Genomic DNA, 21,159 nt, shown 5'->3' with positions numbered 1-21,159 from the left:
CGGTCACATGTCTGTGGACAGGATGTAACATCGCGCCTATTTCGGCTTTTATGAATGACGCACACGAACTAGATGCGGTCGGGTTACTATGCCCCTTGCCCGTGCTCAAGGCACGCAAGCGCCTGCAAAAGCTTTCCTCCGGCGACTTGCTGATCATCGCCGCTGACGATCCTGCGGCAGTGGTGGACGTGCCCCATTTCTGCACTGAGGCGGGTCACGTACTTGTCTCAGCAGACACCAGCGGTCCAATCCAGCGTTACACAATCCGCAAAGGATAAGGGCGCGCCGCTGGCACGCCCCTTTGTTTACTTACCAAGCGACCACCAGCCGCGCTTTTTTGGCTTGGGTGGGTCGTCCGGAACAGATGCTGGTGCTTCGGCCACGGCTTCTGGCACCTTCACTTCTTCTGCCTGCACTGGTTTCGACACCGGTTCAGACGCAGACGCATCATCGGCTTTCACCGTCTTGGACTTCGTGCTGCGCGACCGTGTAGAGCGCGTCGAGGTTTTCTTGGGTGCTTCTGTCGCCTCTTCAACTGGCACCTCAGGTGCTTCGACCTCAGGTTTCACCTCAGCCGGTTCAGTTTCAGCGCTCTCCGCCTCTGTTGCCGCAGCCTTTGCGGCGTCCGCTTTGGCCTTGGTGGACGGACGAGACCGAGACGACCGGCTTCGCGTGGTCTTCTTCACCGGTTTTTCCGCCTGCTCCGTGGCCTCGTCTTGCTTCGGCTCCTCGGCAGTTGGTGCTTCGTCGGAAAGTGGTGCCGCTTCGTCAGACGCCGCTTCATTGGCCTCTGATGTTTCACCTTCTACCTGATCAGCCACCGTCTCCGTGCCGGACGACTTGCTGCGGCTCCGGCTGCGACGCCGACGACGACGACGTTTGGGCTTTGGTTCACCGTCCTCGCCTGTGGATGTCTCTGGAACAACCTCCGACAAGGCATCTTCGTCCTCGTCTATCTGGTCCATGATCGATGTATCGACGGACACCACGGGCGCCTCAACCGCGTTCACAACGCGAGTTGCGGTCTTGAATTTCTCGAGCGAGAAGTCGGGGCTCACGAGATGCGGGTCACCTTCAATCCGGACAGAAAGACCATAGCGGCCCTCAATCTGCGCGATATGCTCGCGCTTCTGGTTCATCAGGAAATTTGCGATGCCAACAGGCGCATTGATCAACACCTCGCGTGAGCGGCGGCGCGTCCCTTCCTCCTCAATCTGGCGCAGAATGGACAGGGCCAGATTATCATCCGACCGGATAAGGCCCGTGCCATGACACGCCTGACAGGGTTGCGTCGTTGCCTCGATCATGCCGGGGCGCAGACGCTGACGGCTCATTTCCATCAGGCCAAAGCCGGAAATCCGACCCACCTGAATGCGGGCGCGGTCGGTCTTCAGGCGATCCTTCATACGCTTTTCAACGGCGGAGTTGTTCTTACGCTCGTCCATGTCGATGAAGTCGATGACGATCAGACCGGCAAGGTCACGGAGACGCAACTGGCGCGCCACCTCGTCAGCAGCCTCCAGATTGGTTTTGAGCGCGGTTTCCTCGATCGACCCTTCCTTGGTCGCCCGGCCGGAGTTCACATCAATGGCCACCAAAGCTTCGGTCACGCCGATCACGATGTAGCCGCCCGACTTCAGCTGAACGGTCGGATTGAACATGCCACCCAGATAGGTCTCGACCTGGTAGCGGGCGAACAGCGGCAGGCTGTCCTGGTACTGCTTCACGTTCTTGGCGTGGGACGGCATGATCATTTTCATGAAGTCCTTGGCGATGCGATAGCCGCGCTCGCCCTCGACAAACACCTCGTCAATCTCGCGATTGTACAAATCGCGGATCGATCGTTTGATCAGGTCGCCCTCTTCATAGATTTTCGCGGGCGCGATGGACTTGAGCGTCAGCTCGCGGATCTGCTCCCACAAGCGTTGCAGGTACTCATAGTCACGTTTGATCTCGGCCTTGGTGCGCTTGGCCCCTGCTGTCCGAACGATCAGACCGGCACCCTGCGGCACCTCGATCTCGTTTGCGATTTCCTTGAGCTTCTTGCGGTCGGCAGCATTGGTGATCTTGCGGGAAATACCACCGCCACGGGCGGTATTGGGCATCAGTACACAATAGCGTCCAGCCAGCGAAAGGTAGGTGGTCAGGGCAGCACCCTTGTTGCCGCGTTCTTCCTTGACCACCTGCACCAGCAGGATCTGACGAACCTTGATGACTTCCTGAATCTTGTAGCGGCGCGGCCTGGGTTTGCGCGGCGGACGAATGTCTTCGCTGTCGTCCTCATCCGCGACAGATTCGATGCTGTCATCCTTGGATGTTGCATCCGCCCCCTTCGCTTTGACGTCATCGTCCTCAACGGCATCGGCAGTCGGAGCATCGTGCTCTGCTTCATCAGCCTCATCCGTATCTACAGCTTTTTCAGCTTCATCGGCTGCCGAGGTTTCAGATGCAGAGGTTTCATCCTCCGCTGCTGGTTCAACCTTCTCTGCGGTATCATCAGCCTCGGAAATCTCTTCGCCCGCTTCCGGCGTATCAACAGGCGTATCCTTGACCGTTTCCATTGGGGAAGAGGCCTCTCCCTCTGGAACGGCTACATCCGTTTCAGCATCAGCGCCTGTATCGAGGTCGATGGTCTCCATTCCCTCAATCTCGGTCGATACCTTGGCGTCCGTATCAGCGGCTTTTGACGCTTTGGACTTCGACCGCGACGACCGCTTTCGCGTCGGCTTGGGTTTATCCTCTTCGTCATCGCGCGCCTTCAACGCCTCGGCATAGGCGCGCTCTTCCTCCATCAACGCCTCGCGGTCAGCGACTGGGATCTGGTAGTAATCCGGGTGGATTTCCGAGAACGCAAGGAACCCATGGCGATTGCCGCCATAGTCCACAAACGCCGCCTGAAGCGACGGTTCGACCCGTGTTACCTTTGCGAGATAGATGTTGCCAGCAAGCTGGCGTTTGTTTTCGGATTCAAAGTCGAACTCCTCGACCTTGTTTCCGTCGACCACCACAACGCGGGTTTCTTCCGCGTGGGTGGCATCGATAAGCATTTTCTTTGGCATGAAATTCCATTGCGCGCCCGCAATCGTCTGGCGCCTGGCGGCGCAAGCGTGTTGGGGGCGTGTCTTGTCTGAGCGAATATGGACGCGCTGCAGATCAGGCCGGAGGGGCCTTCTGCCGGGAACTGTACTGTCCTCACGCGCGTCATCGCGGTTCTTCTCCGACACGGTGCTTCGTTGCATCGTGTCCGTTCATAAGCTGCGCCAGACCTTGGTCCGCGTCAGCAATTCGTGGCCATTGCTGGCCCAATCGGTCTGTGAACTGCGGCAGGGTGTCCTGTCCGTTCCGTCCAACAGCGAAACTCAAACGAAGCGACGCACCACAGGCGCATTTGCTTCGTCTCTTTAGATAAGAGTAAGGTGGGGTAAATGACAATGGGCAATCGCCCGAACCGGCAAATGACGCATCTTCCCATTCCCTCCCGGTACGAAAAAGTGCGCGCAACCTCTCTAGATGACGCGCGTGTCTCGCAGTTGACACCAACCGATCCGGGCAAAAACCAGCACTCGTTCAGGTTACCAAGATCAATGGGCGGTGGTCCGATACTTCGGGTTGATCCGGCACATCAAAGGCGCTTTTGGCCATTAAGTCATTGGACACCAACATGTAGTCGGCAAAGCGTTGGCTCTTTGTATAAAGCGTCGTGCGGGTATCCATGATGCGGTGATGGGCAATCAAGTCATGCAGGCCGTTCTGTGCAAATTGCGCAAAACTGGCACTGTCCGGTAAGAGGTTGAAATCCCCCGCGAGTACCGCCGGGATGTCTTGCTGCCAGAGCGAGCGAAAGAGAGCTATCGCGCGTTCGGTCTGCCGTGTACGGGCCGCCGTGTCGCCTTTGCCCGACGGGTCTCGCAATCCATGGAAATGGCCAACGCAAAGCGACTGACCTGTGCCGGGGTCCTGCACCCGTACCACCTGCATCGCGCGTGGCACGGGTTCTGCGCCCCAGCCATCTGGGCGAAACGTGCCATGGACAAAACCCTGCGCGAATTGTGTAACCGCCAAGTTCCGCCGAACCCACAAGCCCAAGCCATGCTCAGAGGGGACGGCAACGCCTTTGTCATCCATTAAAACACCGCGCGTCGCCGCCGCGAAAAAGGACTGGTGGTCCGGAAGCAGCGCAGAAATGTCACCGAACAGGTCCGACCGTTGTGCAAGATCGCGGTAGGGATCGACATAACGTAACCATTCAGGGCTTTGCACCGGGGCGCGTGTGACCTCCTGTAGGCACAAAACATCGACATCGAGGCTGGCAATCCAAGGTGCAAGTGCATCCCAGACCTGCCCACCCCAGGCATTCAGACTGACAATCTTCATCGTCGCATGACCCCACCAATGACCCGCTGCTCACGTCGGCACCGTCTCACTGGTGGCGGGGACAGACAAGTATGCTTCGCGGATCAACATCAGAGTGCCCTGACCAGGCTAAAGATGAATTCCAAATCCGCCGACTTCTTCGATAGCCGCCCACAAATCGGGCGCAACCCGTTGGCCAAGCGAGGGTAAGGGCGTGTCAACAGGACGCAAGTCCGGCACCTGTACAGCGATGCAACCGGCGCGCACAGCCGCTGTAATCCCGCTGTCGCTGTCCTCGAAAGCCGCACAGCGTGTGGGGTCCACGGCAAGGGCTGCCGCCGCCTGGAGATATGGGGCCGGATCCGGCTTGCGTGCTGGCACCTCGTTGCCGCCTACGACCGCCTCGAAATGTCGCAAAAGCCCGGCTTTATCCAGATGCTTGCGTGCAGTGTCACCATTGGTCGAGGTTACAACGGCCATCCTGGCCCCCTGCCCGGCCAACCGCTCGAGGCTGTCACGCACCGTCGGACGCAAGGGCACGGTCTGCGCCACCCGGCGGGACACCTCAGCATGCCAGGCCACATTAAACCCGGCCAAATCGAATTCCGGGCCCAGAAACGATTCCAGCCGCTGCCGCGCAGCGTCGCCCGAAACCCCGACCAACGTTAGAAAATGCGCATCAACGGCCTGAGCGGCGAACCCATGTGGCACCAGAATATCCCTTGCCACCGCGCCGTAGACCCGCTCGCTGTCCAAAATCAGCCCATCCATGTCAAAAAGGAAAGCATCCGGCATCATCACTGCAATCTCCCAACACCAATGCCGCACTCATGCCACGCCCGCATACGAAACAAAATGACCGCCGGGAAACCCGGCGGTCACTTGTTTCAACAGGCTGTCACGTAAGGTGATCAGAGATAGTCAGAACGCTGCAAACCGTATTTGGCCATCTTCTCGTTCAGAGTCCGACGCGGCAGGCACAACTCTTCCATGACGCTGGCGATGGACCCCTTGTGACGACGCATCGTATTGTCGATCAGCATGCGTTCGAAAGCCTCGACATATTCTTTCAAAGGCTTGCCTTCTGTGGTCATCACAGGCTGCATTTCCTCGTGATCGTTCATCAACAAGGATGCAATGGATCCGGTGCCGCGACGGGCCTGCAAGACGGCGCGCTCGGCAATATTGATCAACTGGCGCACATTACCCGGCCACGGGGCCTGCAACAGTTGAGCCGCCTCCTGCGCCGACACCTTGGGTGCCTCACAGCCATATTCATCCGCAAACTGATCGCTCAGCCGGGTGAACAGGGTCAGAATGTCCTCGCCCCGCTGGCGCAGCGGGGGCACAGTGATCTTCAGGGCCGCCAGACGGTAATAAAGGTCGGGGCGCAGCGCGTCCTCACAGGTCCGGCCGGCTTCCTGCATGTTGCAAATGCCCACGATACGGGTCTCTGCCGGGGTGCCCTGCTCGTTGATGATCGACAACAGTCGGGCCTGAAGCGCCTCACTCAGGGCTTCGATATCCTCAAGAACAAGGGTCCCGCCGCGTGCCTCCTCGATCGCGGGCAAGGCACTGTCCTCCGGCAACATGGGACCGAACAGACGCTTGGCCAGCGCCTCCTCTTCCCAAGCCGAGCAGCTGACCAATACGAATTTCTTGCCGGCGCGGCTGCCAACGGCATGCAGTGCATGGGCGACCAGCGTCTTGCCTGTGCCAGTTTCGCCGTCAATCAGCACGTGACCGTCGGCCTGCCCCAGATCCAGAATATCCTCGCGCAGACGCTCCATCACAGGCGACTGGCCGATCAGCTTTTTCATCAACTGGCCGCCATCGCTCAACTCGCGACGCAGCGCACGGTTATCCATAGTGAGACGGCGGGCGCCGGTAGCGCGCTTTGCAAGCTCACTCATGCGATCAGGGTTAAAGGGCTTTTCGAGGAAATCGAACGCACCCACCCGCATCGCTTCAACGGCCATGGGCACATCGCCGTGGCCTGTAATCATGATGACCGGCAACGCACTGTCATTGCCCATCAACTTCTTCAGAAATTGCATCCCGTCCATTCCGGGCATTTTGATGTCTGAAATCACGATGCCAGGATATTCCGGCCCCAGCACCTTGAGAGCATCTTCGGCGCTCGCAAAGGTTTCGGTGTCGTAGCCTGACAAGGCCAGCCATTGGCTGATGGATTGGCGCATGTCCTGCTCGTCATCGACGATGGCAATTTTCATGGCTTGTGTCATTGTGGCTTACTCCGCCGCTCTGATCTTGTTGTCTTCACCCCCCGAACCCTCGTCATCGAGAATCGGAAGCTGCATTTCAAAGACGGCACCGCCCGCTTGTCCGTTGCGTGCAACCAACCGTCCGCCTAAATCGTTTACAATGCCGGAAGAGATAGCAAGGCCCAACCCTACGCCATCGCCCGGCTGCTTGGTGGTGTAGAATGGTTCGAACAGGCTGTCCAAATCTTCGATACCCGGTCCGTTGTCGCGCACGGTCAGTGTCGCCGTCTCACCCGCCGACAGGATAATATCAACCTGTGGCTCCCGTTCCGACTTGGTGGCGTCTATGGCATTTCGCAATAGGTTCACCATCACCTGTTCGATCCGCATCCGGTCGCCAAGAACTTCTATCGGTTCCGGGGGAACAACGCGGTTAATCAGAACCCGGCGCTGCCGCAGCTGCGGCTCCATCATCGACAGGCTGGACGCCAGCGCATCGCCCATATTTACAGGGCTTAGCGCATCCTGACCTTTGCGTGCATAGGATTTGAGCTGGCGGGTGATCGCGCCCATCCGCTCAATCAGATCATCGATGCGACCAAAACCGACCAACGCCTCATCCGGGCGGTTTCTGCGCAGCAGCAGACGCGCACCGGCCAAATAGGTTTTCATTGCTGCCAGTGGCTGGTTCAACTCGTGACTGACCGCTGCCGACATCTCACCCAATGCCGCGAGTTTCGACGACTGCTCAAGGGTTTGTTCGGCCTGCGCAAGGTCTTCCTGAACCCGTTTTCGCTCGGCGATTTCTCGCTGCAACTGCACATTCAGGTGGCGAAGCTCTGCCGACTCCCGTGCGAACAACGCCAGCCGCAAAGCTGACCTGCGGCTCATTGCATAAAATGCGAGCGCTAGAAGAATGGCGAATCCCATAATCTCAAGTGCGAGAACTCCGTTCACGCGCTCACGAACACTAGCATAGGTGGTAAATGACGTCATTCGCCAGCCACGAAACGGAATGCGGGCTTCAAGACGCATCACACCCTCGCCCTGCAAGTAGGCATCGGGCGGCAGCGCGGTCCAATCCGCAGTTGCGCGAATGGCGCGTTCGATCGCACTCTGTGGAGTTTGGCGTGCCAGTGCATCCTCTTCCGTGCGTCCACGCCACCTCGGTTCAGTACTCAAGATGATCTGACCAGCGCTGTCGGTGACCAATACAGCAGCCGATATACCGGCCCAAGCCCGTTCGAACTTTTGCAAATCCACCTCGACGGCGATCACGCCCAGAACATCGCCCCCCGCCGTCACACGGCGAGAATACGTAAAGTCGAAGCCGCCTGCCTCACGTTCAGTAAGCGTAAAAATGGTACCACTCGCTCGCAGCGCATTAATGAAAAAGGGTTCAGTTCTGTGATTGGAACCAAGGCGATTGCGGTCCGTCGCAGCGACAGTCCGCCCGTCACGATCCAGCAGATATAGATTGGCCGCGCCAATCTCTTCTACAAAGGAAATCAGGCGTTGCGTAGATTGCTGATAATCTTGACTGTTCAGCGCCCCAATCAGAGTTGGGTCGCGCGCCAGAAGCTGTGGAACAATCTGACTCTGACGCAGTTCGCTTAGCAGGTTACCAGAGTACAGTGCGAGCCTGAGCTCTGCCCTGTTTCGCGTGGTTTCGGTAAACCGATCTGTCAGTAGCCGGTTCGTGAAAAAGACTGTTGTGACCGCTGCAACGGTCAAAAGGACAAGCGCAGCTCGAACACGCCAACTTGTGGCGGATGTGCGGGGCGCAGGGGATCGATCAGCAGCTGGCATGAAGAGGAACCTACGGCGTCGATGGTTCCGGCTCAAGTCACGCAGACGTCAATTGCCCCACCACTGCGCGAAAGAGCGCCTGTCCATCGGTCCCACCATGGCCTGAGTCCGCCGCCCGCTCCGGATGGGGCATCATACCAAGGACGCGGCGGTTCTCAGACAGAATACCCGCAATGTCATGGCGCGATCCGTTCGGGTTGTCGGTATAGCGGAACGCAATGCGATCATCGCCCTCAAGTGCATTCAACGTGCTGTCGTCTGCAAAGTAGTTTCCGTCATGATGCGCAATGGGAATGTCGATTACATCGCCAGCATTGTAGCCTTCGGTAAACGCCGATTGCGACGTCTCAACTTTAAGGCCAACCGTTTTGCAGATGTACTTGAGCCCGGCATTGCGTAGTAGCGCACCTGGCAGGATTCCGGTCTCGGTCAGGACCTGAAAACCATTACATACGCCAAACACATATCCGCCCTGCTCTGCATGCGCCTTAACGGCTTTGCAGATCGGTGAATTGGCCGCGATGGCACCACACCGCAAGTAGTCGCCAAAGGAAAAGCCGCCCGGTACACCCACCATGTCAACGCCCGCAGGAAGCTCGGTGTCTTTATGCCAAACCATTTCGACATCCGCACCCGCATTGCGAAAGGCGACGGCGAGATCTCGATCACAGTTCGATCCGGGGAAAACAACAACGGCAGCTTTCACGTTATGCGCTCCTTTGTATTCAGGTTTTGACAGCTACTGAGGAAAAGATTCCAATAAAGCTTGGCCAGCGAGCTACTGCACTAGATCGGTTTAAAATGCCGCGGGTGGCTCAGCTCATCTCCACCCGATAGCTTTCGATCACCGTATTAGCCAACAGCTTCTCGCACATCGCCGTCACGTCTGCTTCATTGGTGCCATCCGCCAGGTCGAGTTCGATCACCTTGCCCTGGCGCACCCCATTCACCCCACCAAAGCCCAATGCACCAAGTGCGTGACGCACTGCTTCGCCTTGTGGGTCCAGAACACCGTTCTTCAACATCACATGCACGGTCGCTTTCATGTTCGTCTCTTTCAGTTGATAAGCGTCGGTTTAGAAATGGGCGCCGCGTTCTTTGGCATCACACCCAGACGGCGGGCCACCTCGGTATAGGCATCGGTCAGGTTGCCGAGATCACGACGGAACACGTCTTTGTCGAGCTTCTGGCCTGTCTCAATGTCCCACAAGCGGCAGCTGTCCGGGCTGATCTCGTCCGCAACGATCAGGCGCATGAAGTCCCCGTCATAGACGCGGCCAATCTCGATCTTGAAATCGACAAGGCGGATACCGACCGCCAACATGACACCGCTCAGAAAGTCGTTTACCCGCAAGGCAAGGGACAGGATGTCGTCCATGTCCTGTTGGCTGGCCCATCCAAAGGCGGCGATATGCTCTTCGGTCACCAGCGGGTCGCCCAGCTTGTCATCCTTGTAGCAGTATTCGACGATCGGGCGTGGCAATTGCGTGCCCTCCTCGATCCCAAGCCGTTCGCTCATGGTGCCCGCCGCATAGTTGCGCACGATCACTTCAAGCGGCACGATCTCGCAGGCGCGCACCAACTGTTCACGCATGTTCAGACGCTTGAGGAAGTGCGTTGGCACGCCGATCTGGCCGAGGCCAGTCATGAAGAATTCGCTGAGGCGGTTATTCAAAACACCCTTGCCTTCGATCACGTCTTTCTTCTGGGCGTTGAAGGCGGTGGCGTCATCCTTAAAGTATTGAACAATCGTGCCGGGTTCGGGGCCTTCGTACAGAACCTTGGCCTTGCCTTCGTAAATCTTTTTGCGTCGCGCCATGGGCGTCCTTTCGCGTGTGCAGGGGTGATGAGTCTCCCTGCCGATGGGCACCTCATAAGCAATCGACCCAAATGCCGCAAGCAATGGGGTTGCGCGGCGTGCCTTGGCCTGCATATCTGGAGGAAAGACAAGCCAGAAAGGGGGTGACCAATGAGCACCTTTGACGAGCGCGAAAGCGCTTTTGAAAACAAATTCGCCCATGACGCGGAAATGCAGTTCAAGGCGGACGCCCGCCGTAACAAGCTGCTGGGCCTGTGGGCCGCCGACCTGATGGGCAAGACCGGCGACGCCGCCGAAGAATATGCACGTGAAGTTGTGAAATCCGACTTCGAAGAAGCGGGGCACGAGGACGTCTACCGCAAGGTGGCGGGTGATCTTGGTGCGAAGGCGGATGAGGCCACAATCCGCGCCAAGATGGCTGAACTGATGGCAGAGGCGAAAGCTCAGTTGATGAGTGAACTAGAGTAGTATCATTGGCTTGAAGCTTAAAATTGATGTGAAACGAAGCGCGCGCCTTTACCGGTGCGCGCTTTTTGATTTGCATTGTCACCAGTTGCCTCCCGCCCGTTAAGAAATAGCACACCCTTGCCCGCTAGCCCTTGATTGGGGACTGCGGGAAAGGGTCGGTACATGCACAGAATTCAGGCATTGGCGGTGGTGCGCACCGCCCTTCGGGTCGGCATGCCGATGACTATCCTTACGGCATGTGTCATGCTTCTGGCGCGCCAAATCCCGATGGACGTGGTGGCCAGTCTGCCACAACAGCTGGCCGAAATCTCGATCTTACAATGGGGCCTGGCCGCTGTTCTGACCCTTGGAAGCTTTTTCGCCGTCGCCCAATATGACGTACAGGCACATCGGACTCTTGGCACCGGTGTACCCGAAGGCCAGGCACGCATCACCGGGGCTGTCGGAATCGCCATTGGTCAAACGGTGGGCTTTGGCCTGGTGTCGGGTGCCCTGGCACGGTGGCGCATGCTGCCGGGGATGAGTGTGACGCAGGCGTTGAAACTGTCCACGCTGGTGTCACTAACCTTCGTCGTGGCCTGGGCGTGCGTGACAGGGCTGGTCAGCGCCGTTTTGCCAGCCCCCGCATGGACGATCCCCTTGTCTGTCGGCGCCATTGCCCTGCTGCCCGCCTGTGCCGCATTGCTATTCTGGTGCCCGACCTTGCGCATTGGACGCCACGCGATCCCACTGCCCAGCCTGCGCATCGCCGGTTCGATCCTGATCTGGGCGCTGGCCGACATGGCCCTCGCAGCGGCGGCGCTTTGGGTGCTGCTGCCCTCCGGCACAATGGCCTTTGAGGTGCTGTTACCGCTGTTCATGGTCGCCCTGGGCTGTGGATTGATGTCGAACACACCCGGCGGCGTCGGTCCCTTCGAATTGATCCTCGTGTCGGCGTTGCCCGCCGGTGCCGGGGTCGAGGCGGGTGTTCTGGCAGCCATCCTTGCGTTTCGCATCGTCTATTATGCCGCCCCGGCCTGTCTGGCCATCCTCGCCATGTTGCGTCCCCTGCCCGCCGTGACCAAGTGGCACCAAGCTGTGCCGCCGTGGCAAGCATTGCCACGCAGCGAAGCGCAGGCCCTGCGCCAGAACGGTGGTCAGGTCGATCCGGCAACATCCGGCAGCAGCGCACCGATCTGGCCCACATCGCAAACCCGCACTCTGTTTACGGACCCGGAGGGCCGCGCTGACACCTCTGTATTGACGTGGTTGTGCGGTACCGCGCGGGCACATGGGCGCATTCCATTGCTTTACAAATCCGGGCAGCGGTTGGCCCAATTGGCGAGTAGTGGCGGTTGGGCCGTGCTGCACATTGCCGATGATGCCATTATCGATTTGGCGCACTACGATATCGACACCCCCTACGCCGAAGATTGCGCCGCAAGCTGCGGGCGGCGCAAAAGGCCGGGATCACCTTGCGGTCGGATGCCTCTTTGCCGCCGCAATCAGCAGCCAATGTCGATGCAGAATGGCAAGCCCAATGCGGATCCGCGCGCGGCGGAAGTATGGGACGGTATTGCCCGAATTACATTTCGCAGCAATGGGTTGTCAGCGCATATTCAGGCAACAAACTCGTCGGGTTCGCCACATTTCATCATGGCCCATCGGACTGGTGCCTGGACATCATGCGTCATGGCGCCGACGCACCCGATGGTACGATGCATGCCCTTGTTCATCAGGCCCTGATGGATGCAAAGGCCATGGGGTGCAAGCGCGTCAGCCTTGCATCGGTCACTGCCTGCCCAGACCCGGCAAGCCCAATGTGGCGTTGGGCGGCTCAGGTGGCTGTCCGTCATGCCGGAGGCACGGGGTTACGCCAATTCAAATCCGCATTTGCCCCGCGCTGGGTTCCCCGATATGCCGCCGCTCCAACCTGGGCTGGCCTGGTGCTGGGCTTGGCTGATATCGCCCGTACCGTGCGCGCCCCTGATCCGTTGCCGAACCACATGCTAGAAGCAAATGCAAACGCAGCTCATCATGAAGATGAGAATTATGAACTGGCCTCACGTTCGGCGGCATGACATGTGATCGAAACTCTTCGCGCGAAAGGTTTCCCCATGTCGGATGCTCTGACCACTCTTCTGACCGAAAAAGGCACTTTGTTGGCCGATGGTGCCACGGGCACCAATCTGTTTGCCATGGGCCTGATGTCAGGTGACGCCCCCGAGTTGTGGAACGAGGAGGAACCCCAGAAGATCAAGGCGCTGTACAAAGGGGCCGTTGACGCGGGAAGCGACGTGTTTCTAACCAACTCCTTTGGCGCCAACGCATCGCGGCTCAAGCTGCATGACGCCGGCCACCGTGCCTTCGAACTGAGCAAGATCGCCGCCGAACTTGGTCGCGAGGTCGCGGATGCCGCCGGACGCAAGGTGATCGTTGCAGGCTCGGTTGGTCCGACTGGCGATATCATGGAACCTGTCGGCAGCCTGACCCACGCAGACGCGGTCGAGATGTTTCACGAAACCGCCGCCGGATTGAAGGCGGGCGGCGCAGATATCGGTTGGTTGGAGACCATTTCGGCCCCCGAAGAATACACGGCTGCCGCAGAAGGATTTGCCCGGGCGGAGTTGCCTTGGGTCGGTACCATGAGCTTTGACACCGCGGGCCGCACGATGATGGGTGTGACAAGTACAGATATGGCGACGCTGGTGGCTGGGCTGGATTTCCCGCCCGTGGCTTTTGGTGCCAATTGCGGCACGGGCGCCTCAGACCTGCTGCGCACGGTGCTGGGCTTTGCCGCCACCGGTACGACGCTGCCCATCATCGCCAAGGGCAATGCGGGCATTCCGAAATACCACGACGGGCATATTCACTATGATGGCACGCCGGAGTTGATGGGGGACTATGCCGCCATGGCGCGTAGTTGTGGTGCGACCATCATTGGCGGTTGCTGTGGCACGACCCCGGCCCATCTGGAGAAGATGCGCGAGGCGTTAGACACGCGCGCCGTGCAGGCGGCCCCGTCGCTGGATGCAATTGTTGAAGCGATGGGTGCATTTTCTTCCGCCAGTGATGGCACCGGTGATGATGACAACCGCCCGACCCGCAAGCGCCGTGGACGGCGTGCGGCCTAGAACAGGCTCAGCTGGGCACTGGGTGCGCGCGGCGGTCGAAACAGGTCGGTGCGCATCGGTGCCAGATTTTCCTTCAACCCCAGACGCTTGACGGCCACTTTGAACCGATGTGCGACAATCTCGGCATAGGGTCCTTCGCCCCGCATCCGGTGCCCCCAGCGGGCATCGTAATCCTTGCCCCCGTGCATTTCGCGCAGGCGCGACATGATGCGGTGTGCGCGGTCGGGATAATGCGCGGCAAGCCACTCCTGCCAGAGCGGCGACACCTCTTGCGGCAGGCGCAGCATGATCCAGCTGGCACTGCCCGCCCCGGCCGCCGCGCCCGCGCCAAGGATCGCCTCAAGCTCGGGATCGGTGAGTGCGGGCACCATGGGCGAGGCCATGATGCGGACCGGAATGCCCGCCCCTGTCAATCTGCGCATCGTTACGAGCCGTCGCTTGGGCGTGGGCGCGCGCGGCTCCATCGCGCGGGACAGTTCGGGATCGAGGGTGGTGACGGACAAGCCAACCCGCGCCAACCCCTTGGCCGCCATACGCGCAAGGATGTCGATGTCGCGTTCGATCAGCGTGCCCTTGGTCACGATGGCGACGGGATGGTCGCAGGCTTCCAGCACCTCAAGGCAACGGCGCATGATCTCGTGCGTGCGATCGATGGGCTGGTACGGGTCCGTGTTGGTGCCAATGGCGAGCGTTGCCACCTTGTAACCTTTGCGGGCCAGTTCGGCGCGCAGCACGTCTGGCGCATCAGGTCGCGCCACAAGTCGCGTTTCGAAATCCAGCCCCGGAGACAGCCCCAGATAGGCGTGGGTGGGCCGGGCAAAACAGTAGACACAGCCGTGTTCGCACCCACGGTAAGGATTGATCGATCGATCAAACGGCAGATCGGGAGACCGGTTGTAGCTGATCAAGCTGCGCGGGTGTTCGATGCTGACCTCCGTCCTCAGGGTCGGCAGGTCCTCCACCATTTCCCATCCATCGGCCTCGGCGTGACGGCTGACCTTGTCATACCGGCTGACTGCGTTGGACACGGCGCCGCGGGCCTTGGGGGTGTGAGTTTGCAGATCGGGTTTCATACGCCCACACTAGAACACAACGGGAACATTTTCCAGAATGAACGCATCACAAGACGCCGCATCGGCATACAACAGCACACAAAAGTGACACTCAGCGTCGCACGCGAAGCGGCCCATGTCGCAATTCAGACAGTCCACCTGCGACATTCTGAACGATAACTCAAAAAAACCAGGCACCGGGTCCGGCACCCACTCAAGAGGAATGCCCATGTCAGACGAAGACGAAATCATCCTGTCCGAACTTGATGACGAAGAGCTTGTCCAGCAGATGTTCGACGACCTCTACGACGGTCTCAAGGAAGAGATCGAGGAAGCGGTCAACATCCTGCTCGAACGCGGCTGGGCACCCTATGATATCCTGACCAAGGCGCTGGTCGGCGGTATGACCATCGTCGGCCACGACTTCCGTGACGGTATCCTGTTCGTACCCGAAGTGCTGCTCGCTGCAAACGCGATGAAGGGCGGCATGTTTATCCTCAAGCCGCTGCTCGCCGAAACCGGCGCACCGCGCGTTGGCAAGATGGTCATCGGAACGGTCAAGGGCGACATCCACGACATCGGCAAGAACCTTGTGTCGATGATGATGGAAGGCGCAGGTTTCGAGGTGGTTGATCTGGGCATCAACAACCCGGTCGAAAACTATCTGGAAGCGATCGAACAGGAAGGTCCTGACATTCTGGGCATGTCGGCGCTGCTGACCACTACTATGCCTTATATGAAGGTCGTGATCGACACGATGGTCGAACAGGGCATTCGGGATGACTATATCGTTCTGGTGGGTGGCGCGCCGCTGAATGAAGAGTTCGGCAAGGCCATCGGCGCCGACGCCTATTGCCGCGACGCGGCCGTGGCAGTCGAAACGGCCAAGGAATTCGTGGCCCGCAAGCATAACCAGATGGCGGCAGGCTAACTGTCCTGTCGCCCCGGCCCAACCGGAGGACGACATGCTGCTTGATACACCGATCTGCGACTTTGGCGCGCCAGCGCCACAGTTCAGCCTCGCGGACGCGCATGGCGCCGTGCATAACCTGTCAGAACACATGGGTAAGAACGGCGTGCTTGTGGCGTTCATCTGCAATCATTGCCCCTATGTCATCGCGATTGCGGACCGACTGGCGGCGGATGCAAAGGCCCTGAAAACACTGGGTATCGGCGTGATTGCCATCAACGCCAATGACTATGCCGCCTACCCCGCTGATGCCCCGGACAAAATGCCCGGTTTTGCGGCAAAACACGGGTTTGACTTTCCCTATCTCATCGACGCGGATCAGTCCGTTGCGCGCGCCTATGGCGCTGTATGCACACCCGATTTCTTCGGCTTCAACCGCGATGGACAGTTGCAATACCGGGGGCGGCTAGACGACACACGTATGGGTGACGCCAAAGATCGCGTGCCCGAGTTGCTAAACGCCATGCGGCAGGTGGCCGAAACCGGACACGGTCCCCAAGACCAGACGCCCAGCATGGGGTGTTCGATCAAATGGCGCTGACAGACGCCCAATTGACTGACTCCGGCCTGCCCGCCATGGGCGCGGGACGTATCTTGCTGATTGCCTGCGGTGCGCTCGCCCGCGAGATACTGGATCTCAAACGCACAAACGGCTGGGATCACATGGATCTGACCTGCCTGCCCGCCAAGTACCACTTGTTCCCTGACAAGATCACGGAGGCGGTGCGTGACGCGGTCACCAGGCACCGTGACGCCTATGAAACCATCTTTGTGGTCTATGCGGATTGCGGGACGGGCGGCCTGCTGCAAGCCGCCTGTGCCGAGATGGGTGTAGAGATGATCGCGGGCCCACACTGCTACAGTTTTTTCGAGGGAAATGAAAGATTTGAAGCGCAAAGTGAAAGTGAAATCACCACCTTCTACCTGACTGATTTCCTCGTCCGCCAGTTCGAAGCCTTCGTAATCAAACCCATGGGGCTCGACCGCCATCCCGAACTGCGGGACATGTATTTCGGCAATTATGAAAAGCTCGTTTACCAGGCCCAGACCAATGATCCGAGCCTTACCGAGAAGGCGCGCGCCGCGGCACACACACTGGGACTGACCTTTGAACGTCGCTTTACAGGCTATGGTGACCTGCAAACCACTCTGAAGCGACTCTAACAGCACCTTCTTCTGACCGGAAAATACGACTGGGGCGCCGCAGGCGGGGCAGCCCCCTGAATCATGGTGCCGCCTCTGGCGGCCTCAGGATCACGCAGCCGCGGCCACCAACTGGATCCGCGCGATCATGGCCCGAAGCCCATTTGACCGTTGCGCCGACAGGTGGTCGTTCAGCCCCAGCCGCGCCATTTCGGCCCGCGCATCCACGGCCCGCACCTCGGCCACCGGCAAGCCGTTGTATAGCCTGCGCAGCACTGCAATCAGCCCCTTCACGATCATTGCATCGCTTTCGCCGTCAAATCGGAATATCCCGTTTTCGATCTGCGGATGCAGCCAGACCTGGCTGGCACAGCCGTCAACCTTGGTTGCAGGCACCTTGAGCGCAGCGGGCAAAGGGTCCATCGCCTTGCCCTGCTCGATCACATAACGATAACGGTCTTCCCAATCCTCGAGAAACTCAAAATCTTCCACGATCTCTTCAAAGCTGGCCGTTGCCATCCGGTGTCCCCACATCATGCCTGTGCCTTTGTGACCTAGGTGCAGCAGCCGCAAAGGTCCAGAGCAGCAATGGATGCTTTTCAACAGCGCCTGCATCCGCTACCACATGTGCCAAAAGCAAATATGCGAGCGGACAATGCGCCTGATCTTACCTGCCCTTCTGGTTGCCACTTTGACCCTGTCGGCCTGCGCCGCTGTGCGTGACAGCCGGGTGAACCCGATCAACTGGTTTGGCAACAGCCGGTCCGGACCAGTTCAGCCCGACCCGAGGGCTGCGACCAACCCGCTGATCCCGGAAACGCGACGGGCGGGCCTGTTTTCCAGTCTGCGCGACCAGACGGAACTCTATGTCGGCACCCCTATTGATCAGATCACTGATCTGGTGATTGAACCGGTCCCCGGAGGCGCCATCGTACGGGCCACCGGCATCGCGGGCGAGGACCGTGTGTATGACGTGCGTCTGACCACCGAGAGCGACGAAAACCTGCCCGTTGACGGTGTGCTGACCTATCAGTTGCGAGGCATTCACTCTGACCGCCCCACACGCACGCTCAGCCAGCGTGTGCGCACGGTCACGGCTGCCCGCCGCCTGACCGATCAGGAATTGGCCGAGATCCGCGTGATCCGTGTTGAGGGATTGCGCAACGCGCAATCAACCACGCGGCGCTGATACAGCGCGTCAATCCAGTGGAATGATCTGAACATCGGCCCCGTTGGCCGTAAGCGCAACACGTCCGTCGCACAGCCTCAACGCATCCGTTCCGAACACTTCGGACCGCCAGCCCTGCAGCGCAGGAACATCCCGCACCCCTGCCGCCAACGCATCCAAGTCCGCAGCAGAGGCAATCAACTTGGCCGCAACACCCGCACTTTCCGTTTTGGCCTTGAGCAACACCCGCAGCAGGTCGGCCAGGGCCGGGTTTACCTGCAGCTTTTCGCGAGACCGGTCGGGACGCGGCATCATGTCGGGGTCCATGTCCACACCGCGCTGGACCGCGGCAAGGATGCCGTCAGCGATGTCGCCCTTACGCGCCTCACGCAGCAGCAGTCGTGAGCGGCTCAAGTCCTCAAAAGATTTCGGTTTGTTGCTGGCCAGTTCCACCAGCGCATCATCCTTGAACACCCGGTTGCGAGGGATATTGCGTGTCTGTGCGTGGGTTTCGCGGAACGCGGCCAATTCCCGGACCACCGCAAGGAACCGTGCCGAGTGCGTGCGTGTCTTGACCCGTTTCCAGGCGTCATCAGGCTTGATGATGTAGGTGTCGGGGCTGAGCAGCGTCTGAAGTTCTTCCGACACCCAACGCGCACGCCCGCTTTCTGACAGCTTGTCCGCGAGGAATTCGTAGATTTGCCGCAGGTGCGTCACGTCCGCAATCGCATAGGTTTTCTGCGCGTCCGTCAGAGGCCGCCGCGACCAATCGGTAAAGCGTGAGGTCTTGTCGAGTGACTGCTTAGCGATCTTGCGCACCAGTGTCTCATATCCCACCTGTTCGCCAAAGCCGCAGACCATCGCGGCCACCTGCGTGTCGAACAGCGGTTCGGGAAAGACCTGCGCATCAACATAGAAAATCTCGAGGTCCTGCCGTGCGGCGTGGAACACCTTGACCACCGATCTGTCGCGGAAAAGGTCGTAGAGCGGCTCAAGCGACAAGCCATCAGCCAGCGGGTCAACCAGCACGGCATTGCTGTCATCTGTGCCGGGCATGGCCAGCTGCACAAGGCAGAGTTTCGAGTAATAAGTCCGTTCGCGCAGGAATTCTGTATCGACGGTCACATACGGGTGCGCGCGGGCCTCGGTACAGAATTCAGCCAACGCGTCCGTGGTTGTGATAGTTCTCATGGGTGGTTCTTTTTGTTGCTTTTCACCGTCTGGTTGTCCGGTCCTACACCAACACGCGCACGCTGGCTAGAGCAGGAGGGGCGTTCGATCGCCAGAGGCAAATCGGCGCAGCACAGCCGGGTATAAAATGTGCTCTTGCTGCAGCACCCGGGCGGCCAAATCGTCCGGCGTATCGCCCGGCCGAACGGGCACACGCGCCTGTCCGAGAATCGGGCCATCATCCAGTTCGGGCGTGACCAGATGCACGGTGCAGCCGTGTTCGGTATCGCCCGCTTCAAGCGCTCGGGCATGGGTGTGCAAACCACGGTACTTGGGCAGAAGCGAGGGATGAATGTTCAACATGCGCCCGCGCCATGGCGTCACGAAACCTGCCGTGAGCACGCGCATGAACCCGGCCAGGCAAATCAGGTCCAACTCAAAGGGATCAAGGGCTTCCGAGATCGCCGCCTCAAACCCGGCACGATCCTTTCCGAAAGGCCGGTGATCGACCACCACCGTGGCAAGCCCGGCGTCTTTCGCCCACGCGATACCACCAGCATCGGCCTTGTTCGAAACAACGACGATCGGCGTGGCGGGATGCGACGCATCCATGTCCTCGACCAGCGCACGCATGTTTGATCCGCCACCCGAGACAAAGATCCCGACACGTTTGTTCAAAGAAGCGCCCCGGAGTAGCGCACGCCCTGCCCTGCTTCGACCGCGCCGATCCGGATCACGACCTGCCCTTCGGCTTCGAGTGCGGCTGTCACATCGGCTTCAGAGGCCGGGTCCACAACCACAACCATCCCGATACCGGCGTTGAAGGTCTTGAGCATTTCGGCTTGATCCATGCCGCCTTGCGCCGCAAGCCATTGGAAGACCGATGGCAGTTCCCATGCGTCCAAATCCACATGCACAGCCATCCCCTCGGGCAGCACACGCGGCAGGTTTTCGGTCAGACCACCGCCGGTGATGTGGGCAAAGCCGTGCACGCCGCCCGCCTTGATCGCAGCCAGCGCCGCCTTGACGTAAAGCCGCGTGGGCGTCAGCAGGGTCGTGCCAAGGCTTCCTTCGCCCCATGGGCAAGCATCGTCCCAGCCAAACCCAGAGGTTTCGACGATCTTGCGGACCAGCGAGTATCCGTTGGAATGCACACCGTCTGAGGCCAATCCCAAAAGCACATCGCCCTCGACCACGCCCGCTGGCAGGGCCGTACCCCGCTCCATTGCGCCAACGGAGAAACCGGCAAGATCAAAGTCACCCGCAGGATACATTCCCGGCATCTCTGCGGTCTCACCACCGATCAATGCGCATCCGGAGGCCTCACACCCCCGCGCAATACCTTCGATGATACGTGCTGCCTGATCGAGTTCCAGTTTGCCGGTGGCGAAGTAATCCAGAAAGAACAGCGGCTCCGCGCCTTGGCAGACCAGATCATTGACGCACATCGCCACCAGATCGACACCCACGCCGTCCACGTTTCCGGTATCGATAGCGATCCGCAGCTTGGTCCCGACACCATCCGTGGCGGCCACCAGCACCGGATCGACAAAACCGGCAGCTTTCAGATCGAACAATCCCCCGAAGCCACCCAGCCCGGATGCAACCCCTGCCCGTTTCGTGGCTGCGGCAGCCGGTTTGATCCGCTCGACCAGAGCGTTGCCTGCGTCGATATCGACACCGGCCTGCGCATAGGTCAGTCCGTTCTTGTTACTGGTCATTCTCAATCTCCCCGGGGGCTCGCCTGCCCCTTAACGTGAAGACAGGTGGCGTTGCAAAAGGAAATGCAGTTCTGCGCCGCTGCGCCGCGTTTCACGCGCCCCTCACAGCGCGTCACCCTCTCGTGACACCTCGTATTCGAGGCTGTGA

22 protein-coding genes are annotated in these 21,159 nt (G+C 59.6%); 8 read left to right on the top strand and 14 right to left on the bottom strand.

Translation table 11 applies throughout. The features are described from left to right. The first annotated feature begins 50 nt into the window (after positions 1 to 50). Positions 51 to 278 carry a sulfurtransferase TusA family protein gene (locus tag ACZ1HN_RS13650; RefSeq protein WP_299605630.1) on the top strand — a complete coding sequence of 76 codons (228 nt, stop codon included), beginning with the start codon at positions 51 to 53 and terminating at the stop codon, positions 276 to 278. 27 nt (positions 279 to 305) lie between these two features. Here the strand turns inward: ACZ1HN_RS13650 and ACZ1HN_RS13645 are convergent, their stop codons facing one another. The 8 genes from ACZ1HN_RS13645 to purC form a co-directional block, all read right to left on the bottom strand. After that, on the bottom strand, positions 306 to 3,059 hold the full coding sequence (locus tag ACZ1HN_RS13645) for an Rne/Rng family ribonuclease (RefSeq protein WP_472727896.1): 2,754 nt from the start codon (positions 3,057 to 3,059) through the stop codon (positions 306 to 308). Positions 3,060 to 3,567: 508 nt separating this feature from the next. Then, on the bottom strand, positions 3,568 to 4,374 hold the full coding sequence (locus ACZ1HN_RS13640; RefSeq protein WP_472727895.1) for an endonuclease/exonuclease/phosphatase family protein: 807 nt from the start codon (positions 4,372 to 4,374) through the stop codon (positions 3,568 to 3,570). Between the two features lie 108 nt (positions 4,375 to 4,482). Beyond that, positions 4,483 to 5,148 carry an HAD family hydrolase gene (locus ACZ1HN_RS13635; protein WP_472729326.1) on the bottom strand — a complete coding sequence of 222 codons (666 nt, stop codon included), beginning with the start codon at positions 5,146 to 5,148 and terminating at the stop codon, positions 4,483 to 4,485. A 116-nt stretch (positions 5,149 to 5,264) separates the two neighbouring features. Then, a complete protein-coding gene (locus tag ACZ1HN_RS13630) occupies positions 5,265 to 6,599 on the bottom strand; it encodes a sigma-54-dependent transcriptional regulator (RefSeq protein WP_299206848.1) in 1,335 nt (444 codons plus the stop codon). 6 nt (positions 6,600 to 6,605) lie between these two features. Further along, a complete protein-coding gene (locus ACZ1HN_RS13625; protein ID WP_299605638.1) occupies positions 6,606 to 8,387 on the bottom strand; it encodes a sensor histidine kinase in 1,782 nt (593 codons plus the stop codon). Positions 8,388 to 8,424: 37 nt separating this feature from the next. Continuing rightward, positions 8,425 to 9,093: a phosphoribosylformylglycinamidine synthase subunit PurQ gene (gene purQ, locus ACZ1HN_RS13620; protein ID WP_299206852.1), complete on the bottom strand. Its 669-nt coding sequence runs from the start codon at positions 9,091 to 9,093 to the stop codon at positions 8,425 to 8,427. A gap of 109 nt (positions 9,094 to 9,202) precedes the next feature. Continuing rightward, positions 9,203 to 9,433, bottom strand: coding sequence for a phosphoribosylformylglycinamidine synthase subunit PurS (gene purS / locus ACZ1HN_RS13615; RefSeq protein WP_299702501.1), 231 nt, complete (start codon positions 9,431 to 9,433; stop codon positions 9,203 to 9,205). A gap of 11 nt (positions 9,434 to 9,444) precedes the next feature. Further along, positions 9,445 to 10,206, bottom strand: a complete 762-nt coding sequence (purC, locus tag ACZ1HN_RS13610) for a phosphoribosylaminoimidazolesuccinocarboxamide synthase (protein WP_299206856.1) — start codon at positions 10,204 to 10,206, stop codon at positions 9,445 to 9,447. A 150-nt stretch (positions 10,207 to 10,356) separates the two neighbouring features. Between purC and ACZ1HN_RS13605 the strand changes: the two genes are divergently transcribed. Then, positions 10,357 to 10,674 carry a DUF1476 domain-containing protein gene (locus ACZ1HN_RS13605; RefSeq protein WP_299605644.1) on the top strand — a complete coding sequence of 106 codons (318 nt, stop codon included), beginning with the start codon at positions 10,357 to 10,359 and terminating at the stop codon, positions 10,672 to 10,674. A 458-nt stretch (positions 10,675 to 11,132) separates the two neighbouring features. Here ACZ1HN_RS13605 and ACZ1HN_RS13600 read toward each other — a convergent pair whose 3' ends face one another. Continuing rightward, positions 11,133 to 11,669: a hypothetical protein gene (locus ACZ1HN_RS13600; protein WP_472727894.1), complete on the bottom strand. Its 537-nt coding sequence runs from the start codon at positions 11,667 to 11,669 to the stop codon at positions 11,133 to 11,135. A gap of 417 nt (positions 11,670 to 12,086) precedes the next feature. On the opposite strand from ACZ1HN_RS13600, the gene ACZ1HN_RS13595 reads away from it, so the two are divergent. Both ACZ1HN_RS13595 and bmt read left to right on the top strand, forming a co-directional pair. Continuing rightward, positions 12,087 to 12,734 carry a DUF2156 domain-containing protein gene (locus tag ACZ1HN_RS13595; RefSeq protein WP_472727893.1) on the top strand — a complete coding sequence of 216 codons (648 nt, stop codon included), beginning with the start codon at positions 12,087 to 12,089 and terminating at the stop codon, positions 12,732 to 12,734. A 36-nt stretch (positions 12,735 to 12,770) separates the two neighbouring features. Next, positions 12,771 to 13,787 carry a betaine--homocysteine S-methyltransferase gene (bmt, locus tag ACZ1HN_RS13590; protein WP_472727892.1) on the top strand — a complete coding sequence of 339 codons (1,017 nt, stop codon included), beginning with the start codon at positions 12,771 to 12,773 and terminating at the stop codon, positions 13,785 to 13,787. Here the strand turns inward: bmt and ACZ1HN_RS13585 are convergent. Continuing rightward, positions 13,784 to 14,860, bottom strand: a complete 1,077-nt coding sequence (locus ACZ1HN_RS13585) for a PA0069 family radical SAM protein (RefSeq protein WP_472727891.1) — start codon at positions 14,858 to 14,860, stop codon at positions 13,784 to 13,786. The two genes, bmt and ACZ1HN_RS13585, sit on opposite strands and share 4 nt — an antisense overlap. A gap of 208 nt (positions 14,861 to 15,068) precedes the next feature. Between ACZ1HN_RS13585 and ACZ1HN_RS13580 the strand changes: the two genes are divergently transcribed. From ACZ1HN_RS13580 to ACZ1HN_RS13570, 3 genes are read left to right on the top strand one after another with little or no spacing between them, the layout of a single operon-like run. Continuing rightward, complete coding sequence (locus tag ACZ1HN_RS13580; RefSeq protein ID WP_299748937.1) at positions 15,069 to 15,770, top strand: corrinoid protein; 702 nt, start codon at positions 15,069 to 15,071, stop codon at positions 15,768 to 15,770. 34 nt (positions 15,771 to 15,804) lie between these two features. Next, on the top strand, positions 15,805 to 16,350 hold the full coding sequence (locus ACZ1HN_RS13575; RefSeq protein ID WP_472727890.1) for a thioredoxin family protein: 546 nt from the start codon (positions 15,805 to 15,807) through the stop codon (positions 16,348 to 16,350). Then, positions 16,341 to 16,973, top strand: coding sequence for a DUF1638 domain-containing protein (locus ACZ1HN_RS13570; protein ID WP_472727889.1), 633 nt, complete (start codon positions 16,341 to 16,343; stop codon positions 16,971 to 16,973). The genes ACZ1HN_RS13575 and ACZ1HN_RS13570 overlap by 10 nt, the downstream gene beginning before the upstream one ends. Positions 16,974 to 17,063: 90 nt before the next feature. Here ACZ1HN_RS13570 and ACZ1HN_RS13565 read toward each other — a convergent pair whose 3' ends face one another. Then, positions 17,064 to 17,471, bottom strand: coding sequence for a SufE family protein (locus tag ACZ1HN_RS13565; RefSeq protein ID WP_299703717.1), 408 nt, complete (start codon positions 17,469 to 17,471; stop codon positions 17,064 to 17,066). 136 nt (positions 17,472 to 17,607) lie between these two features. On the opposite strand from ACZ1HN_RS13565, the gene ACZ1HN_RS13560 reads away from it, so the two are divergent. Then, positions 17,608 to 18,141, top strand: a complete 534-nt coding sequence (locus tag ACZ1HN_RS13560) for a hypothetical protein (RefSeq protein WP_299206871.1) — start codon at positions 17,608 to 17,610, stop codon at positions 18,139 to 18,141. A 9-nt stretch (positions 18,142 to 18,150) separates the two neighbouring features. Here ACZ1HN_RS13560 and rnd read toward each other — a convergent pair whose 3' ends face one another. The 3 genes from rnd to purM form a co-directional block, all read right to left on the bottom strand. Beyond that, positions 18,151 to 19,311, bottom strand: coding sequence for a ribonuclease D (gene rnd, locus ACZ1HN_RS13555; protein WP_472727887.1), 1,161 nt, complete (start codon positions 19,309 to 19,311; stop codon positions 18,151 to 18,153). 66 nt (positions 19,312 to 19,377) lie between these two features. Next, positions 19,378 to 19,968, bottom strand: coding sequence for a phosphoribosylglycinamide formyltransferase (gene purN / locus ACZ1HN_RS13550; RefSeq protein ID WP_299206875.1), 591 nt, complete (start codon positions 19,966 to 19,968; stop codon positions 19,378 to 19,380). Further along, on the bottom strand, positions 19,965 to 21,011 hold the full coding sequence (purM, locus tag ACZ1HN_RS13545) for a phosphoribosylformylglycinamidine cyclo-ligase (RefSeq protein ID WP_472727886.1): 1,047 nt from the start codon (positions 21,009 to 21,011) through the stop codon (positions 19,965 to 19,967). The genes purN and purM overlap by 4 nt, the downstream gene beginning before the upstream one ends. Positions 21,012 to 21,159 lie beyond the last annotated feature (148 nt).

The organism is Tateyamaria sp. GN1-10 (genome assembly GCF_055693845.1).
The sequence above is the reverse complement of the archived record's forward strand: the minus strand, read 5'-3'. Positions and strand labels throughout refer to the sequence as shown.

What these genes read in the sequence shown, in the direction of transcription:
- purC (WP_299206856.1), bottom strand. Translation starts at nt 10,206, where the DNA reads ATGGCGCGACGCAAAAAGATTTACGAAGGCAAGGCCAAGGTTCTGTAC.
- ACZ1HN_RS13650 (WP_299605630.1), top strand. Translation starts at nt 51, where the DNA reads ATGAATGACGCACACGAACTAGATGCGGTCGGGTTACTATGCCCCTTG.
- purM (WP_472727886.1), bottom strand. Translation starts at nt 21,011, where the DNA reads ATGACCAGTAACAAGAACGGACTGACCTATGCGCAGGCCGGTGTCGAT.
- ACZ1HN_RS13560 (WP_299206871.1), top strand. Translation starts at nt 17,608, where the DNA reads ATGCGCCTGATCTTACCTGCCCTTCTGGTTGCCACTTTGACCCTGTCG.
- ACZ1HN_RS13630 (WP_299206848.1), bottom strand. Translation starts at nt 6,599, where the DNA reads ATGACACAAGCCATGAAAATTGCCATCGTCGATGACGAGCAGGACATG.
- ACZ1HN_RS13575 (WP_472727890.1), top strand. Translation starts at nt 15,805, where the DNA reads ATGCTGCTTGATACACCGATCTGCGACTTTGGCGCGCCAGCGCCACAG.
- ACZ1HN_RS13570 (WP_472727889.1), top strand. Translation starts at nt 16,341, where the DNA reads ATGGCGCTGACAGACGCCCAATTGACTGACTCCGGCCTGCCCGCCATG.
- ACZ1HN_RS13605 (WP_299605644.1), top strand. Translation starts at nt 10,357, where the DNA reads ATGAGCACCTTTGACGAGCGCGAAAGCGCTTTTGAAAACAAATTCGCC.
- ACZ1HN_RS13640 (WP_472727895.1), bottom strand. Translation starts at nt 4,374, where the DNA reads ATGAAGATTGTCAGTCTGAATGCCTGGGGTGGGCAGGTCTGGGATGCA.
- ACZ1HN_RS13565 (WP_299703717.1), bottom strand. Translation starts at nt 17,471, where the DNA reads ATGGCAACGGCCAGCTTTGAAGAGATCGTGGAAGATTTTGAGTTTCTC.
- ACZ1HN_RS13600 (WP_472727894.1), bottom strand. Translation starts at nt 11,669, where the DNA reads ATGCGAAACGCAAGGATGGCTGCCAGAACACCCGCCTCGACCCCGGCA.
- ACZ1HN_RS13635 (WP_472729326.1), bottom strand. Translation starts at nt 5,148, where the DNA reads ATGCCGGATGCTTTCCTTTTTGACATGGATGGGCTGATTTTGGACAGC.
- ACZ1HN_RS13625 (WP_299605638.1), bottom strand. Translation starts at nt 8,387, where the DNA reads ATGCCAGCTGCTGATCGATCCCCTGCGCCCCGCACATCCGCCACAAGT.
- purS (WP_299702501.1), bottom strand. Translation starts at nt 9,433, where the DNA reads ATGAAAGCGACCGTGCATGTGATGTTGAAGAACGGTGTTCTGGACCCA.
- bmt (WP_472727892.1), top strand. Translation starts at nt 12,771, where the DNA reads ATGTCGGATGCTCTGACCACTCTTCTGACCGAAAAAGGCACTTTGTTG.
- ACZ1HN_RS13585 (WP_472727891.1), bottom strand. Translation starts at nt 14,860, where the DNA reads ATGAAACCCGATCTGCAAACTCACACCCCCAAGGCCCGCGGCGCCGTG.
- ACZ1HN_RS13580 (WP_299748937.1), top strand. Translation starts at nt 15,069, where the DNA reads ATGTCAGACGAAGACGAAATCATCCTGTCCGAACTTGATGACGAAGAG.
- ACZ1HN_RS13645 (WP_472727896.1), bottom strand. Translation starts at nt 3,059, where the DNA reads ATGCCAAAGAAAATGCTTATCGATGCCACCCACGCGGAAGAAACCCGC.
- rnd (WP_472727887.1), bottom strand. Translation starts at nt 19,311, where the DNA reads ATGAGAACTATCACAACCACGGACGCGTTGGCTGAATTCTGTACCGAG.